Origin of the sequence: Paenibacillus sp. FSL R7-0297, from assembly GCF_038009025.1 — a bacterium.
Classification (GTDB): Bacteria; Bacillota; Bacilli; order Paenibacillales; family Paenibacillaceae; genus Paenibacillus_AQ.
Genome location: NZ_JBBPAQ010000001.1, coordinates 1123677 through 1140977 on the forward strand (window position 1 = coordinate 1123677; position 17301 = coordinate 1140977).

Below are 17301 nucleotides of genomic sequence, written 5' to 3' on the forward strand. Positions count from 1 at the left end.
ATTGCGATGCAGCTGATCGGCGTATATTTTGTCAGCTCCATGAAGAATTCTCTGACCGATAATTTCACCAAGGACCTGAAGGCGCGTGCAGAGATGCTCTCGATCCTTACCGCCGACAAGTTTGGGAGTGAGACGGGCACGGCAGATGAAGAATCTGCTGTGGAAAGCCTGCGGGGCATGGTGAACAATCTGTATATTAACGGCGCAGAAATCCAGGTGCTGGATGCGAGCGGCAAGATTATTACCACCTCTGTTCCTTCACAGAATGATTATGTGGGCCGGCGCAATACGCAGACGGTTGTCAGCCGAGCCTTGCAGGGAATCAGTGACAACGAGGAATATATCATCGCGGATGACAACGTGCGCAAGAAGGTTGTGGCCAAGCCGGTGATTTCCGGTGATAAGGTCGTAGGGGCAATCTATATCGCCGCAGATATGAAGGATCTATATGCCACCATGAGCCGGATTAACAGCGTATTCCTCTCGGGGCTGCTGCTGGCGCTCGCGCTGACAGCGGTGCTGGGGGTTATACTCGCGCATACGATTACCCATCCCATAAAAGAAATGACCAAGCATGCCACTGCGGTGGCAGAAGGCCGTTTCAACCGGAAGGTTCCCGTATTCGGCAACGATGAGATTGGCCAGCTGAGCCAGGCATTCAACTATATGACGGACAGACTGCGCGAAGCGCTGTCGCAGAATGAAGAGGAGAAGGAGAAGCTGTCCTCCATCCTCGCGAATATGAGTGATGGCGTGGTAGCGACAGATGAGAGCGGCGCAGTCATTCTGATGAACACCCGCGCCGCCCTGATGCTTGGAGCGGAAGGGCCGCTTCCGGAGGGGGCGCCGCTGGGTGGGCTGCTCGGCCTTGACCATGAGCAGTCCGGCTCGCTGGCCCAGGGCAATGCGCAGTCGGCAATGCTACATCTGTCTCCGATGGGCGGAGAGGACCCGAATATTGTGCGGGTCACCTTCACCCCGATCCACCGGCGCGAAGGCGGCCGGATCGCCGGAACGATTGCGGTGCTGCAGGATGTCACCGAGCAAGAGAATCTCGAGGAGTCCCGCCGTGAGTTCGTGGCGAATGTATCACATGAGCTGCGGACGCCGCTCACCACCATTAAGAGCTATGCGGAGGCGCTGGATGACGGTGCGCTGGATGATCCGCAGCTTGCTGTGCGGTTTGTCGGGGTTATCCGCAACGAAACGGAGCGGATGATCCGCCTGGTCACCGATCTGCTGCATCTGTCACGTCTGGATTCGAAGGAGTCCAGTCTGCGTATTCAGCAGACAGACATCTCCGAGATGCTGGAGGATGTGGCGGACCGCTTCTCCTTCCAGATCCGCCAGAAGCGGATTCATATCAGCACGAGAGTGCATAAGGATGTAGCCGCTGCCTGGCTGGACCGTGATCAGATTGATCAGGTGCTGGGCAACCTGGTCTCCAATGCCTTGAAATATACGCCTGAAGGCGGGACGATCCGGCTTGAAGCCCATAAGACTGAGGACGGCATGCTGGCCGTTTCTGTACGCGATTCCGGGATCGGAATTCCGAAGAAAGATATTGAACGCATCTTCGAACGCTTTTACAGGGTCGATAAAGCCCGCTCCCGGAACATGGGCGGAACGGGTCTCGGGCTGTCCATTGCCCGGGAAATTGTCAAAGCGCACGGCGGCTCCATTTCCCTGCAGTCTGAGCTGAATGAAGGCTCTCTGGTAACGTTCACGCTGCCTTTGATGAAGCATAGGGGGAGTGAGGCGTGAAGGAGAAAATTAAGTCATGGATGCTGTTCCTGCTTATACTCGGAAGCCTTGTGGAGAGCTATTACTTAATTTACAGGCTGCCGGGCAGTGATTCGGCTGTATTGTCGGAGAGCCAGTATGTGAAGACCGATATTATGGGACCTAAAGAGAAGGTAGAGAACCTGCTCTACCCGGATAAAATGATCATTCATATGGGAGAGGATAAGCACACGCTTTTCTATCCTAGCTCAACCTTCTATAATCTGATTCTGAACCGGTTGAAGGGGCGCAGCTTCGAGAGCTTCCAGCGCCGCTCCGTACAGGATTTCGACTGGAATAAAATCCGCAGTGAGAATTCCGGCATTGAGCTGTCGTTCGGGGCAGGTATTCCGGTAACGCTGCTGCAGCGGGTGATGCAGATCTCGCCGGATTCGCTGTTTGAAGGAGAGAGCATCGACCGGATCTGGATTTACAATATCAAGAATGATTCCAAAGCGCATGCCATCTTCTTCAGCACACGCGGTGATATTGTGTATGAGGCGGCCAAAGCCGACCTGACGGTTCAGGACGTACAGCAGCACGTGGACTTCGGCAAGAATCTGACGCCTTATACCGCTGTGAACGGCGAGTATTATGTCCCGGAAGCAGCAATTCCGCTGGTTGAGGTAGTGATGCCTGCGGGTATGTATACCATTGAGCAAATGCAGAGTAATCTGTTCTTCGATGCAGGCAGCACAAGATATATTCCTGAGAAGGACGGCTCCAAAATCTACACCGACAGCAAACGCAGCCTGCAGGTGGACCAGGAGCAGAACTGGATGAGCTATAGTGATCCTGCAGCACTTCCGGACGGGGACAGCACACCGGCGAAGGATGCGCTGGAGGCGGTGGAATTCGTCAATGACCATGGCGGCTGGAACGGATCCTACAGGCTGGCTGCGACAGAAGAAGGCCGGCAGGACCGCAAGGTGTCCTTTCAGCAATATTACGGTGCCTATCCATCTGGCTCCTATCCGATTATGAGTAATCCTCAGCTCCAGTACGGTGTGATCCATCTGGAGCTGCAGCAGGGAACTGTATCCTCTTATGAGCGCTCCCTGATGTATATGGATGAAGAGAAGTCCGAGAAAACAATTGTTGAGCTGACCGGGGGTGAAGCACTGAAGCAGCAGTTGGCCCGGATCGGCAGCTCCTTGCGGGTTACCGATCTGACGCCCGCCTATATGCCTATGCTGACTGAGGAGAAGCTGCAGCTTCGTCCGGTCTGGCGCGTGACGCTCAGTGACGGCAGTGTGCTGACGCTGAATTAACTTCTAAGGAGGAAACGGTATGGACTGGGGTAGAGCCAAAAGTGTATTAATCTACGCCTTTCTGGTGCTGAATCTGCTGCTATGCTATCAGCTATGGATAGACGTGCGCGATCAGGTCAGCGCAGGGCTTGATTTCACTTCCCTGTCCGCAGAAACGCAGGCGGTGATGGAGGAGAAGGGCATCCGGCTGCTGTGTCCGATTCCGGCTGCCACTCCGCAGCTGCCGGATATCACGTACCGCTACTCCGGAGAAGAGCAGAATGATGTGCCGGTGAAGCTTAACGAGCCGATCGACAGCAAGCTGATGTATTCCTCATTCTCCGAGCTGAGCAGTCTGCTGGAGAGCCAGATTACAGATATCGCGAATTACCGCTTTGATTCACAGGAGAGCGAGGTGGGCAAGTTCGTGCTTCATCCGCTGGTGGACAATAAGTGGTCGCTGTTCAGGGTTAGGCTGGAGCTGATCAACAGCGATCAGAAGATTGTGGCGTACCGCTGGCCGCAGATTGAGATCGGTGCAAGCCGGAGTGATAATCTGCAAAAGGTGCTTCCGGCCTCGCAGGCGCTCAGCAGCCTGATCGAGAAGTACTTTCCGGCCGATTCTGCGGTGAAGGAGATTGAGCTTGGCTATTACGGTGAATTATTCAATTCCGAGAGTCAGGTGGCTTCGCCGATGTGGCGGTTTGTGCTGGAGAACGGGAGTGCCTATTACGTGGATGCGATAAGTGCGGACATTATCAGTCCTAAGACAACAGAGTAGAAGGAGCAGGAGAGATATGGGGATTTCATTTACAGTACTGTCCAGCGGTTCTACCGGGAATGTGACGGTGGTGCGTAACGGTGAGACCACGCTTATGATCGATGCGGGTCTTAGCGCCAAACGGATAGATGAGCTGCTGGCGATGCGTGAGCTGACAGGAGCAGAGTTAGACGGAATTCTTGTGACCCATGAGCATTCCGATCATATTAAAGGGCTTGGGGCGATGGCGCGCAAATATGATCTTCCGATCTATGCGAATACCAATACCTGGCAAGCGATAGAGAAGGGAATCGGGAAGATTGAGGGGCATAACCGGGTCATTATGGAAACCGGGCAGCACCGGGATTTCGGCAGTATGCGGGTAGAGTCGTTCGCGATCTCCCATGATGCGGCGGAACCGGTAGCCTACAATTTCTATGATGGCAAAGAGAAGCTATGCGTAGCCACAGACCTCGGGTATGTCAGCGACAAGGTAAGGACGGCAATATCGGATGCCGATGTGCTCGTGCTGGAATCGAATCATGATATTGAGATGCTGCGGATGGGGCGTTACCCGTGGAATACGAAGCGGCGGATTCTTGGCGATCTGGGGCATCTGTCCAATGAGGCAGCGGGAGCAGCACTCAGCGAGATTCTGACGGGGCGGACCAAACGAACCTATCTGGCTCATTTGAGCAGAGACCACAATATGATGGATCTGGCAAAAATGTCTGTACGCGGGGCAATGGAGGACCGGGGCTGCTTCTTCAAAGACAGCGAGTTCAGGCTCTGTGACACCTATTATGACCGGCCTACGCCATGGGATAAGGTGAGCCAGTCATAAGGCGGTCCACTTCAGTGATTTTGTGCTCCAGCTCCTGGCGGGAGAACAGCCCTTTGTCAATCAGCAGCTCGATCATCGCACTTTGGACAAGAATCAGGTGGTAGTGTTCATCCTTAAGATCACCCAGCTTGCCGATAAACTGTACCAGATCCATACTTGTTGAGAATGACTCCATAGTCCAGCCCTCCTTTTGAAATGGATTTGTAGCGGGAATGTAAAAAATTCGCATCTTTTTTAACACAGAAAAAATGTGGGCGGTGCTGCTGCCTGTGATACAATCATATAGAACGTTCCTTTAAGTTATGAGCTGTTTGCCGCTTCTAATTCTAGTGTAGTCTTTTATGTTGCAAAATATTCCGGATACAAGCTTATAAACTTTTTAGTAGGTTGCAAGAATAGGAGAGCCCCCTTGCGCTTAGAAACCACAGGAATGTGGTGAATGAATCAAGTGAAACCTTTTAGCACTTTGTGAAGTCTAAGAGATATAGCGGTTAAGCTCGGGCGTGGTTGCTTGGCGTTCAGGTCTTGAATGCGGTGGCAATAGAGGGGAGAGGATGTAACGTGGGATTGTTTGATGATGATTTCTATTCAACCAAGGTGTCGCGGCGCAGAGCCGGCAAACAGGGTACCTCCAAAGGATACGCCGAAGGGAAATGGTCTGTCCGCAGATCGCGGCGTTCACTGGCTACATGGCAGGTATCGCTGATCTGCTCCGTATGCAGTGCGGTAGTGGCTGTATTGCTGTTCAGTCTGGTTACGGGACAGCTGACCGAGGAGAAAGCACAGGCTCCGGCAGTAATTGATAATGTGGCTGTGAGCAGTGCAGACCCGTATGACCGGATTATTCAGGCTGCCGCGCTTGTCCGCCCGGCGGCAGTAAGCATCATTAATCATAAGGAAGACAACAAGGAACTTAATATTCTCGATGAGTCTGCATTAGGATCGGGAGTTATCTATAAGAAGGACGACAATAAGGCATATATCATTACCAATAATCATGTGATTGAAGGCTCCGGCAAGCTGGAGGTTGTTACCGTGGATGGTGTAACCCGCAAAGCGGAGCTGATCGGTACCGACAAGGTGAGTGATATCGCAGTGCTCTCTATTGATGCCAAAGGGATTAACACGGTTGCACAGATCGGGGATTCCTCCAAACTTCGTCTGGGGGAGACGGTCATTGCGATCGGGAACCCGCTGGGCCTCGGCGATACGCTGACCTCTGGCATTGTCAGTAATACAGAGCGGACGATCCCGGTATCTCTGAACCAGGATGGGGTATACGACTGGGAGCAGGAGGTTATCCAGACTGATGCTGCCATTAATGAAGGCAACAGCGGGGGCGCACTGGTTGACCTGGACGGCAAAGTGATCGGCATCAACACGATGAAGATTTCGGATACGGGCGTGGAGGGGCTGGGATTCGCGATACCCGCCAACCATGTGATGGAGACAGCAGATGAGCTTGCGGCTAACGGGAAAATTGCCCGTTCCTACCTGGGTGTGTACTCTGTGGATTTGAACAATCCGTATGTACCGCTGGCTGAAGACCAGCGCAAAGAGCTTAACCTTCCAACTACGGTAACCGATGGGGTTGTGGTATTGGATGCAGTGGGTCCGGCTAAGGATGCAGGCCTGCAATTCAATGATGTAATTACCAAGTTCGATGAGAAGCCGATTACATCCACCTTGTCCCTGCGCAAGTATTTGTACGATCACACCAAGATCGGTGATGATCTGCAAATTACATTTTACCGCAATGGTGAAGTGAAGCAGGTGACGGTACAGCTTCTTGAGAAACCCGAGGAATAAAACCGGAAGCTGCCGTATATAATATTAAGGCAGTCAGGATAACGGAAACGGTTCAGGCCGTCCTCTTATGCAAAATTTAAGAGGACGGAGCCCGTTTCAAGACCAAAATAATGGGGTAAACATGAATATCGGCTATAAATATTACTATTTAGACCAACTGGTAACCCTTACATTGGGAAGAAGTCCTTATAAGGGAAAAAACGGAGAAATTCGGATAGGACAGCTTGCCTTTGTTAATCAGGTGTGGTAACATGAAATTATTCATACAATTGATACCTAATTCTCGCATTGAAAAGGGCTGTCAAATGAATCACAACCTTTCTCAATGTGTGAATTTTTTCTTTGTCTGAAGATAAAAAGAACATATTAATTTAAATTTGTGGAGGTAACACACATGCAAACAGGTACAGTTAAATGGTTCAACGCAGAAAAAGGATTCGGTTTCATCGAAGTTGAAGGCGGAAGCGACGTATTCGTTCACTTCAGCGCAATCACTGGCGACGGCTTCAAAACTTTGGACGAAGGCCAACGCGTTGAATTCAACGTTGTTCAAGGCAACCGCGGACCACAAGCCGAAAACGTTGTAAAACTGTAATTAATAGAAGGTACCGTCCCCGCTTGTGAAAGTTGGGACGGTCTTTTTTTATCGTTACTGAGCTTGTAACATAAAGGAAGGGAGGAACGGCAATGAACTACCGGAAGAAGCCTTTGGAGGAAGTACCGGAAGAAAATACCGCAATATGGGCCTGTACCAACGATGGATGTAACGGATGGATGAGGGATAATTTCGCATTTGAGCATGCGCCTTCTTGCCGTCTCTGTCATTCCCCGATGGTTCGTAGCATGAAGATGCTGCCGCAATTGCTTAATTCGAATGGCGATCTCAAATCGCTTAAGAAGGGTATTTCCATTACCTAAACCAATGCCTTTATGAACCAAGACAACTATAAATGATAGACAAATCCAAGACGGTGAAACCGTCTTATTTTTTTTGCTTTCTAACCGTAATATTGTGATATTTGTCACAAATTTATTGAATTTCATGCTCAAACAGGGTGTATAATGTGATAATTATCACACTTTAGGCCCTGGAAATTTGACAGAATAGACATATCGAATGGGGAGAAGGAAGGGGAGAAATATGGATACAGTAATACTGTCGCGTATACAATTTGCGTCGACGACGATTTTTCATTATTTCTTTGTGCCGGTATCGATCGGACTAGCGCTCTTAATTGCTATTATGGAGACCATGTACGTTAGAAAAGGCAATGAAGAGTACAAAAGAATGGCGCAGTTCTGGGGGAAGCTGTTCCTCATTAACTTCGCAGTAGGCGTAGTGACAGGGATATTGCAGGAGTTCCAGTTCGGAATGAACTGGTCTGACTATTCGCGCTTCGTCGGTGATGTTTTTGGAGCCCCGCTAGCGATTGAAGCCTTGTTGGCATTCTTCCTGGAGTCCACGTTCATCGGAATCTGGATCTTCGGCTGGGATAAGGTATCCAAGCGTATTCATCTATTATCGATCTGGCTGGTAGCCTTCGGAACGATGCTCTCGGCATTCTGGATTCTGGCCGCCAATTCGTTCATGCAGCATCCGGTAGGATTCCAGATCAATAATGGACGGGCTGAAATGAATGATATCTTCGCATTAATTACAAACGGTCAGCTGCTGGTGGAGTTCCCGCATACAGTGCTTGCCGCATACGCTACAGGCGCATTCCTGGTAACGGGGATTAGTGCTTATAAATTGCTCAAGAAGCAGGACGTTGCCTTTTTCCGGAAATCGTTCGAGATTGCGGCAATTGTCGGTATTATCTCTTCATTTGGCGTAGCTGTTGCCGGACATGCCCAAGCGCAGTATCTGGTTGAAACACAGCCAATGAAGATGGCCGCGTCCGAAGGGCTATGGGGTAAGAGCGGCGACCCGGCACCTTGGACAGTCTTTGCTAATATCGATACAGAGAATCAGACGAGCAGCGGAGAGGTACAGATTCCGTATCTGCTGAGCTTCCTGTCTTACAGTAAATTCTCCGGTGAGGTTAAGGGTATGCTGGAGCTCCAGCAGGAGTACGAAGCAGCTTATGGACCTGGAGATTATATCCCGCCTGTCAAAACAACCTTCTGGAGCTTCCGGATCATGGTTGCGGCAGGCTCGCTAATGATTGCGCTTGGTGTGTATGCCATCTACCTCATGTGGCGTAAGAAGATGGACAAACCGAATACCTGGTTCATGCGGTTCATGTTCTGGGGGCTGCTGCTTCCGCCGATTGCCAACACCTCAGGCTGGATTATGACGGAGATCGGGCGTCAGCCATGGACAGTATTCGGACTTATGACTACGGAAGACAGTGTATCACCTAATATTACAAGCGGACAGGTGCTGTTCTCGGTGATTTCGTTTACCGCAATCTATGCCATACTGGGTGCGGTAATGATCGGCCTGTTCATCAAGGTTATCAAAAAAGGTCCTTATGCTATGGATAACGAACACGGCGAATCCCACGATCCGTATAACAAGGAGGACTAACCCATGTCACTTAATGAATTATGGTTTCTGTTGATTGCGGTGCTGTTTGTCGGGTTCTTCTTCCTTGAAGGCTTTGACTTCGGTGTAGGAATGGAGACGCAGATTCTGGCCAAGAATGATACAGAGCGCCGGGTACTGATTAATTCCATCGGGCCGTTCTGGGATGCGAATGAAGTATGGCTGATTACGGGGGCGGGCGCGATGTTCGCCGCTTTCCCGCATTGGTATGCGACGCTGTTCAGCGGATTCTATATCCCGTTCGTGTTCGCCTTGCTGGCCCTGATTGCCCGCGGTGTTGCCTTTGAATTCAGAGGTAAACGCGATTCGAAGACGTGGCAGAAAACCTGGGATGTCTGCATCTTCTTCGGCAGCTTCCTGCCGCCGTTCCTGCTGGCTGTGGTGTTTGCCAGCTTCATCAAAGGCTTGCCGATTGACGGGGATATGCAGATGTATGCTGGTTTCTTCGATATCGTAAACGCCTATACAGTTGTAGCGGGAATTACAGTAGTCCTGCTGTGTCTGGTCCATGGACTGATGTTCACTACGCTCCGCACCCTTGGAGATTTGCAGGAACGGGCACGCAAGCTGGCCCAGAAACTGCTGATTCCTCTGGCAGCGCTGCTGGTGGCCTTCGTTATAATGACGTACAATATGACAGATATCTTCGATAAACGCGGAACCCTGCTATGGATTGTAGTTGCTCTAGGCGTAGTCGCTTATCTGCTCTCCGGATATTTCATGACCAAGAAGAAGGATGGTTATGCCTTCGGAATGACCGGGGCGGTAATGGCGCTGTCGGTAGCTTCGATCTTCATCGGACTGTTCCCGCGGGTCATGATCAGCTCGCTGGATCAGGCGTTCAACCTGACGATTACGAATGCGGCCTCAGGCCACTATTCACTGAAGGTAATGACGATCGTGGCGCTGACCTTGCTGCCATTCGTGCTTGGTTATCAGATCTGGAGTTATTTCATCTTCCACAAACGGGTTCACGAGAAGGAGCATCTTGAATACTAATGGATAAAAATTTGCTTGGGTACAAAGGAGTAAAGCCTGTATTTCTGATTGTCGGCTTCCTTACCCTGGTGCAAAGCCTGTCCATTCTTCTGCTGGCGAAATCGCTGGCCGAAGTTGTCTCTGCGCTGTTTGCGGGAGAACCGCTGAAGGAACAAGGGGCTAAATCGCTCTTGTTCCTTCTTGCGTTTCTCGTGCGCCATGCCTGTGCCATGCTGATGAGCCGTACATCTTACCGCTTCGCGGAAGCTACCGGCAGCAGCATGCGGAGACAAATGATGGACAAGCTGTTCCAGCTGGGACCGAGGCTGGCAGGTGACCGGGGAACCGGGAATGTGGTCACACTTGTGCTTGAAGGAGTAACCAAGTTCCGCACCTACCTGGAACTGATTATTCCGCGGATGGTCGGCATGGCGGTAACACCGGCTCTCCTGCTTGTCTATGTGTACACCCAGGATACGTCCAGCGGTGTTATTCTTACCTTAACGATGCCGATCATCATTGTCTTCATGATTCTGATCGGTATGACGGCCCGCAAGCAGATGGACCGTCAGCTGAAGTCCTACCGCACGTTGTCCAATCATTTCGTGGATTCGCTGCGCGGGCTGGAAACGCTGAAATTCCTTGGACGCAGCCGCAGCCATAGCGAGAGTATTGCAGCGGTCAGCGACCGCTACCGCTCGGCCACGATGCGTACGCTGCGCGTGGCGTTCCTGTCTTCATTCGCCATGGACTTCTTCACGATGCTGTCGGTGGCATCGGTAGCGGTAAGCCTCGGGCTGCGTCTGGTCAATGAGCAGATGACACTGGTTACAGGATTAACGATCCTGATTCTGGCCCCGGAATATTTCCTGCCGGTGCGGCTGGTGGGTGCGGACTTCCATGCCACACTAGACGGCAAGGAAGCCGGAGAAGCGATGAAGAGCATTATTGACCGCGAGACCGTGCAGGCGAAGCTGCTGGAGCCGGGGGAACAGGAGGCTATACAGGACGGCAAGGCCCCGGGAGCGTTTTTCACGTGGAACAATAACAGCTCTTTACGGCTTAACGGAGTTAGCGTCAAGTATGAAGAAGAAGGTGCATCCTCGCTCGAAGAGGTGAAGCTTGAATTCAAAGGATATGCGAAGATCGGAATTATCGGGGAGAGCGGGGCAGGCAAGTCTACACTCGTGGATATCCTGGGCGGCTTCCTTCATCCGACCTCCGGCAATATCACGATTAACGGGAATGGGGTCAGTGCGCTTACGGATGAGGAGTGGCGCAAGCAGACCGCCTATATTCCGCAGCGTCCTTACATCTTCAGCGGCACACTGGCTGACAATGTGCGGTTCTATTATCCGGAAGCTACGCAGGAGGCTGTTGAGGCAGCACTGGAGTCCGCCGGACTATCGAAGCTGATATCCTTGCTGCCTGGCGGGTTGGATGAAATGATCGGCGGCGGCGGACGTTCGCTCAGCGGCGGACAAGAGCAGCGTGTGGCACTGGCCCGTGCTCTCTTGAGCAGCCGCCCGGTTATGCTGCTGGATGAGCCGACGGCTCACTTGGACATTGAGACAGAATATGAGCTGAAGGAAACGATGCTGCCGCTGTTCGAAGGCAAGCTGGTATTCCTGGCTACGCACCGCCTGCACTGGATGATTGACATGGATCTGATTGTCGTCATGCAGCAGGGACGGGTAGCCGAAACCGGCACACACAGCGAGCTAACAGCCCGTAAGGGTGCTTACTATGAGCTTATTCAAAGTCAATTGGAGGGAATCCATTGAAACGTGAAGGATGGTTTGCTCCCTATTACTCTGCCTACTTCTGGCGGTTCGTGCTGATCATTGCCTTAGGGGCACTGACGATCTTCTCGGCGTCTTCCCTAATGTATACCTCAGGTTTCCTGATCTCGAAGGCATCGATTCCGCCGGAAAATATACTGATGATCTATGTGCCAATTGTCGGCGTGCGCACCTTCGGGACCAGCCGGGCTGTCATTCACTATGTGGAGCGGCTCGTAGGACATGATACGATTCTGCGCATTCTCTCGAAGATGCGGATCCGGCTCTACAACATTCTGGAGCCGCAGGCCTTATTCCTGTCCTCGCGCTTCCGGACCGGGGATATTCTCGGCATGCTGGCCGATGATATTGAATATCTGCAGAATGTGTATCTCCGTACGGTCTTTCCGAGTATCATCGCACTCCTGATCTATGCGGTAGCCGTTATTTCGCTCGGCACGTTTGATCTGGCGTTCGCCCTGCTTATGGGCCTGTACATGCTGATCCTGGTGGCCGTATTGCCGCTGATCTCCCTGCTGTTCACCCAGAAGCGTCAGCGTCAGGTGAAGCAGGAGCGCAACCGGCTGTATCAGAAGCTGACCGATGCCGTGCTGGGTCTGGGCGACTGGGTCATCAGTGGGCGGCAGAGCCAGTTCGTCGACACCTATGAGGCCGACGAACAGACGGTCGCCCGGACGGACGGTGCGCTGCGGCGCTGGGCACGGCTGCGGATGTTCATCGGCCAAGCCGTGGTCGGGCTTGGCGTGCTGTCCCTGCTCTACTGGGCAGGTGGACAGTATGCCGATGGAGCGATCGCCGGAACGCTGATTGCCGCGTTCGTGCTGGTCGTCTTCCCGGTAGCGGATGCCTTCCTGCCCGTATCGGAGGCCGTGGAGAAAATTCCGCAATACCGGAATTCACTGGAGCGCCTGAATGGGGTGGAAGCAGCGGAGGGAGCTGTGCTACCCGTGGCCGAAGCAGCCAAGAAGGCAGAAGACAAAGCCAAGGCGGCTGCCGCTGTGCAGGCGATTCAGGCCAGCGGGCAGGCCCATATTGAACTGAAGTCGGCGGGCTACCGCTATGCGGCGGGAGACGACTGGTCAGTGCAGAATATGGCGCTGGACCTGCCGCAGGGCCGGAAGGTTGCCGTGATCGGCCGCAGCGGAGCCGGTAAATCGACGCTGCTCAAGATGGTGCAGGGCGTAATCACGCCAACCATCGGCTCCGCGACGATTAACGGAATTAACGCTGCGGCTTACGGTGAGCAGATTCCGCAGCTCATCGCCGTGCTGAACCAGAGCCCGCATCTGTTCGACACTACGGTGGCGAACAATATCCGGCTCGGGGACCCGGGGGCTTCGGAGGCAGCGGTTAAGCAGGCGGCAGCCCTGGCGAAGCTGGATCCATTGATCTCTTCGCTGCCGGAGGGCTATAACACTCCGGTACGCGAAGCAGGGCAGCGCTTCTCCGGCGGAGAACGCCAGCGGATGGCACTGGCCCGTATTCTGCTGCAGAATACGCCGGTTGTTGTGCTCGATGAGCCAACGGTTGGCCTTGATCCGCGCACGGAGCGCGAGCTGCTGGCCACTATGTTCGAGGCGATGGCGGGTAAGACGCTGATCTGGGTTACCCATCATCTGGTGGGTGCGGAGCAGATGGACGAGGTGATTTTCATGGAGAATGGCCTGGTGGAGATGCGCGGCACCCATGCGGAGCTGATGGAGCGGGAACCGCGTTACCGCAAGCTGTATGAGCTGGACCGGCCGAGCCAATTCATGAATACGGCGGCTGATGAATAAATATGGATAGATCAAGAAGCTCTCTCCGCCCGGTTACCGGGTAGAGAGAGCTTTTTTAATTTATTTAAAGTTATCCTCCATTGGAGGAAGGGTATTCAAACGGAATCTCCGGGATAGCTGTATAATGTGCAATTAAAAACAGCGATGAGGTCCACTTGCAGACTATAACTGTAGTTCATACAACTAAATCAGCCCGAATTCGTTAATGCGGTCTTTATAGGGCCGCTTAAGTGTACAGAATACAATTAAACGGATGCCGGGGCGAGAATCAGACCTTTTAGTTGTACCAAGTGCAGTTAAGCGCAACAGATGTACGAAAGCGGCATTATCTGTATATCTGTATATCTGTTGCGCTTCAGAAGCGATTGTCCAAAGTAGAATTCACTGCGCTTAATCAGAAGGGGGACCCGCCCGTTATATACCGTACTGCTCCGACACCCAATCCGCGAACATGGCATAGTCTTTCTCTACCTGCCCGGCATAGCCGTAAGCCCACTCTGCGATATAACGGGCAAAGGCATCCGAATCGGGACCCATGGCCTTGGCGATCTCCTGCTCACTGTGATAGTCGAGAATTCCCTTGTCGACATCGGCATCGGCGCGGGCATGCATTTTGGCGGTCAGGCTGCCCATCTGCTGGATAACTACGGTCAACTCATCCATGTCTGCGATATTCTCCAGCTTCAGACTTTTTTTGTACGGGGAACGCTCTCTGACATAGAACTCCCGGCCGTCCATTGTTAAGAAGCCGAGGTATGGATCCGCCTTGTGGTGCATCGCCTGCTGGGTCGCGGATACACGTTTGCCCTGATGGGCAAAGGATTGCCAGAACGAGTCGGAATAGGGCAGGAAATAGGCGGGAACGGGAACACGGACTTCTTTTACCTCCAGTACGGTGTCGTCAGTTCCTGCCTGCTCCAAGCCGCCTTCAATGAGAATATAATAGCGGTCCAGTCCGATGGAAGCCGTTCCCGAGCCGCGCTTGACCGCGATGTCCTTGATCCGGAAATGCTCCTCGTTCAGGCTGCGTGTAACCACTGTCTGTGTATAGAAGCTCCAGGCCAGCTCCAGCTGTGTCTGCTCAGCAGCTCCGGGAATCAGCAGCTCCGAGGTCTCGAGGAATACCCGGCTGGTCTGCATCTGGGCAGTGACCTTCTCCAGGAAATGACTCTGCCGGCGTTTCTCCAGCTTGCGGAGCAGCTTCTTGACGGGGCCTTTGGCTGTATTCTCATTCAGGGTGAAGTTACCGGGATTGTCTTTACCATCACAAAAGCGGTGAATTTGCCGGTAATACGCCTCCGCATAACTCCGGCTCAGCTTAAGCTGTTCTGTCCGACTCATTCCGAGCTGCCTGCCGGCAAGCGCAATACTGACTGCCATCCGCAGCAGATCATACAGATAAGAGCCGACATACCCCTCGTCAAAATCATTCACATCATACACAATCTCCCCGTCTTCACTGCGGAAAGCGCCGAAGTTCTCGAAATGCAGGTCCCCTTGAATCCATGTAGGGCGCCCGGGTGAGCTATGGTAAGGGAAGTACTGCCTTGTCGTGTCAAAATAAAACAGATAGGCGCTGCCCCGGTAGAAGGAAAAGGCATTTTGCGCCATTTTGCTGTATTTCTCCGTTCTCCGGTCAGGAGATAGGGCCATGATGCTGCCGTCGAACTCGTCAAAAATAGAAATCAGCAAATCTCTGCGCAGCTTCGAACGTGTACGTATGACTCCTTCGGTAATAGACTGGTTGACCATGCGGTGCTCCTTTCGGGAAATCGGTAGTAACTTGGTATAGTTGATTATAGCTGTTATTTCCATAGACTTCTAATTTGGCGGGCATGGTATACTGGAATGGATTTTCCTGCAAGTCGTCTAAGAACAGGGTGGAAGCATGTGAGGATGAATTGTTCCTGCGACTATAAATAAGGGGATGTTAGAAGATGCAATTAACATGGGATCTGGACCGAATCTATCCCTCTTTCCAGTCGGAGCAATTTCAGCAGGACCGCAGGCTGGTGGAGACACTTGCCGGGGAGCTGAATACATGGTCAGCCTCGCAGATGATTAACGGGCAGGATGCTGCCGGTGTGATGGAAGAGTTCCTGAGACAATATAATGGGTATCAACATATATATCTTCGCTTGTTCAGCTACGCGGAATTAAGGTTCAGTGCAGACAGCAGTAATACGGAAGCCGTTAATCTAATGGATGAGCTGGAGGAGGTCACTTATGGTGCGGGTGAAGCCTTGGTCTGCTTCAGCAAATGGCTGGCGAAGGTAAGCGCAGATGAACTGGAGGCAAGCATCTCTTCGGGCGCTTATCTGGAGCAGCACGGCTTCTACTTGCGGGAGCTTAAGAGTAAATCAGAGCATTTACTCAGCGAGGAAGGCGAAGCGGTGATTGCCCGGATGCAGGCTACAGGGTCCAAGGCGTGGGAGCGGCTGTACATGCAGACGCTGTCTACCTTGCGGGTCGAGGCAGAGCTGGACGGGGTGAACCGGAGTCTGTCGCTTGCGGAGCTGCGTAATCTCGCCTATGATCGCGATCCTGCGGTCCGCCGGGCAGCGGCGGAAGCAGAGCACGAAGCCTGCCGCAGGGTAGCAGAGCAGAGTGCAGCCTGTATTAATGCCGTAACCGGGGAGGCTGCGGCCGTCTATGAGCTGAGAGGATATGCTTCACCACTGCATAAAGTGCTGGAAGCATCGCGGATGGACCAGGAGACACTTCAGGTGATGCTTCAGGCCATCGAAGAGAGCCTGCCGGACTTTCAGCGTTATTATGCCAAAAAGGCAGCATTGCTGGGGCATGCGGGAGGGCTGCCTTTTTGTGATGTTTTTGCGCCTGTCGGGATGGCGGAAGCTGCTGCGGAGCGCATCACTTATGCTGAGGCCCAGACGATGATTATTGCCGGCTTCAGCAGGTTCAGCCCGGAGCTTGGCGCATTCGCCCGTAAGGTGTTTGAGCAGCGCTGGATCGATGCCGAACCGCGGAGCGGTAAAGGCAACTTCGGGATGTGCGTTGATATTTTCCCGGTTGGGGAGAGCCGGATCATTACCAGCTTCAATGGCAATTATATAGATGTGAGCGTGCTGGCCCACGAGATCGGTCATGCGTACCACAGCAGCCGCCTCTGCGGGGAAACGATGGTTAACACGGAATATCCGGTTCCGATTGCCGAGACGGCGTCGATTTTTTGCGAGAGTCTGATTCATCTGGAGTTGCTTCAGTCTCTGCCTGCGGGAGAAGCGGCTGCCATACTGGAGCGGAGTCTCTCGGATGCCGGGTATTATATCGTTGATTTCTATGCGCGGTATTGCTTCGAGAGCCGGTTATATGCCCGCAGGAAATCCGGTGCTCTGTCTGAGGAGGAGCTGAACGCGCTGATGCTGGAATCCATGCATGCGGCTTACGGTGAAAGTGTGCTGCCGGACTCGATTCATCCTTACCAGTGGATCAGCAAAGCCGGGTATTATATGGCGGGTAATGAGTTCTTGAACTTCCCGTATTCGTTCGGGTTATTGTTCTCCAAAGGGCTGTATGCGCAGTACAAGAAGCGGGGCGGGGCCTTCGTAGAACGCTATGAGCAGTTCCTCTCAGCGACCAGTACCCGGAGTATTGCGGATGCTGCAAAGCTGATGGATATCGATGTACATTCACTGGCATTCTGGCAGGATGCGCTCGGGCTGATTGCCGGGGATATTGATAAGTTTACGGGGCGGGAATAAGGCGGGGATTTTGCGCTGCGGAAGGTTC

At 52.7% G+C, this 17301-nt stretch carries 14 protein-coding genes; 12 read left to right on the forward strand and 2 right to left on the reverse strand.

What is annotated here, in order from left to right; genetic code table 11:
• Positions 1 to 6: 6 nt before the first annotated feature.
• The 4 genes from walK to MKZ24_RS04850 are packed head-to-tail and all read left to right on the forward strand — an operon-like array spanning position 7 to position 4636.
• Positions 7 to 1764 carry a cell wall metabolism sensor histidine kinase WalK gene (gene walK, locus MKZ24_RS04835; protein ID WP_445324185.1) on the forward strand — a complete coding sequence of 586 codons (1758 nt, stop codon included), beginning with the start codon at positions 7 to 9 and terminating at the stop codon, positions 1762 to 1764.
• Positions 1761 to 3053 carry a YycH family regulatory protein gene (locus tag MKZ24_RS04840; RefSeq protein ID WP_340781497.1) on the forward strand — a complete coding sequence of 431 codons (1293 nt, stop codon included), beginning with the start codon at positions 1761 to 1763 and terminating at the stop codon, positions 3051 to 3053. The genes walK and MKZ24_RS04840 overlap by 4 nt, the downstream gene beginning before the upstream one ends.
• A 19-nt stretch (positions 3054 to 3072) precedes the next feature.
• Positions 3073 to 3813 carry a two-component system regulatory protein YycI gene (yycI, locus tag MKZ24_RS04845; protein WP_340781498.1) on the forward strand — a complete coding sequence of 247 codons (741 nt, stop codon included), beginning with the start codon at positions 3073 to 3075 and terminating at the stop codon, positions 3811 to 3813.
• Positions 3814 to 3829: 16 nt separating this feature from the next.
• Complete coding sequence (locus MKZ24_RS04850; RefSeq protein ID WP_340781499.1) at positions 3830 to 4636, forward strand: MBL fold metallo-hydrolase; 807 nt, start codon at positions 3830 to 3832, stop codon at positions 4634 to 4636.
• Here MKZ24_RS04850 and MKZ24_RS04855 read toward each other — a convergent pair.
• The gene (locus MKZ24_RS04855) at positions 4605 to 4811 is read right to left on the reverse strand and encodes a hypothetical protein (protein ID WP_039295868.1); all 207 of its coding nucleotides are present in this window, start codon (positions 4809 to 4811) and stop codon (positions 4605 to 4607) included. The genes MKZ24_RS04850 and MKZ24_RS04855 overlap by 32 nt on opposite strands.
• A 386-nt stretch (positions 4812 to 5197) precedes the next feature.
• On the opposite strand from MKZ24_RS04855, the gene MKZ24_RS04860 reads away from it, so the two are divergent.
• From MKZ24_RS04860 to cydC, 7 genes are all read left to right on the forward strand, one after another.
• The gene (locus tag MKZ24_RS04860; protein ID WP_042241185.1) at positions 5198 to 6445 is read left to right on the forward strand and encodes a S1C family serine protease; all 1248 of its coding nucleotides are present in this window, start codon (positions 5198 to 5200) and stop codon (positions 6443 to 6445) included.
• Between the two features lie 394 nt (positions 6446 to 6839).
• On the forward strand, positions 6840 to 7040 hold the full coding sequence (locus MKZ24_RS04865) for a cold-shock protein (RefSeq protein ID WP_019914582.1): 201 nt from the start codon (positions 6840 to 6842) through the stop codon (positions 7038 to 7040).
• A gap of 92 nt (positions 7041 to 7132) precedes the next feature.
• Positions 7133 to 7363: a cold-shock protein gene (locus MKZ24_RS04870; protein WP_039295880.1), complete on the forward strand. Its 231-nt coding sequence runs from the start codon at positions 7133 to 7135 to the stop codon at positions 7361 to 7363.
• Between the two features lie 223 nt (positions 7364 to 7586).
• On the forward strand, positions 7587 to 8975 hold the full coding sequence (locus MKZ24_RS04875) for a cytochrome ubiquinol oxidase subunit I (RefSeq protein WP_340781502.1): 1389 nt from the start codon (positions 7587 to 7589) through the stop codon (positions 8973 to 8975).
• A gap of 3 nt (positions 8976 to 8978) precedes the next feature.
• The gene (cydB, locus tag MKZ24_RS04880) at positions 8979 to 9992 is read left to right on the forward strand and encodes a cytochrome d ubiquinol oxidase subunit II (protein WP_042241179.1); all 1014 of its coding nucleotides are present in this window, start codon (positions 8979 to 8981) and stop codon (positions 9990 to 9992) included.
• Positions 9992 to 11755, forward strand: a complete 1764-nt coding sequence (gene cydD, locus MKZ24_RS04885) for a thiol reductant ABC exporter subunit CydD (protein ID WP_340781503.1) — start codon at positions 9992 to 9994, stop codon at positions 11753 to 11755. The genes cydB and cydD overlap by 1 nt, the downstream gene beginning before the upstream one ends.
• The gene (cydC, locus tag MKZ24_RS04890; RefSeq protein WP_340781504.1) at positions 11752 to 13551 is read left to right on the forward strand and encodes a thiol reductant ABC exporter subunit CydC; all 1800 of its coding nucleotides are present in this window, start codon (positions 11752 to 11754) and stop codon (positions 13549 to 13551) included. The genes cydD and cydC overlap by 4 nt, the downstream gene beginning before the upstream one ends.
• A 414-nt stretch (positions 13552 to 13965) precedes the next feature.
• Here the strand turns inward: cydC and MKZ24_RS04895 are convergent, their stop codons facing one another.
• On the reverse strand, positions 13966 to 15303 hold the full coding sequence (locus MKZ24_RS04895) for a DUF2252 domain-containing protein (RefSeq protein WP_340781505.1): 1338 nt from the start codon (positions 15301 to 15303) through the stop codon (positions 13966 to 13968).
• Between the two features lie 185 nt (positions 15304 to 15488).
• Here MKZ24_RS04895 and MKZ24_RS04900 point away from each other — a divergent pair, with 185 nt between their 5' ends.
• Positions 15489 to 17273, forward strand: coding sequence for a M3 family oligoendopeptidase (locus tag MKZ24_RS04900; protein ID WP_340781506.1), 1785 nt, complete (start codon positions 15489 to 15491; stop codon positions 17271 to 17273).
• Positions 17274 to 17301: the final 28 nt, after the last annotated feature.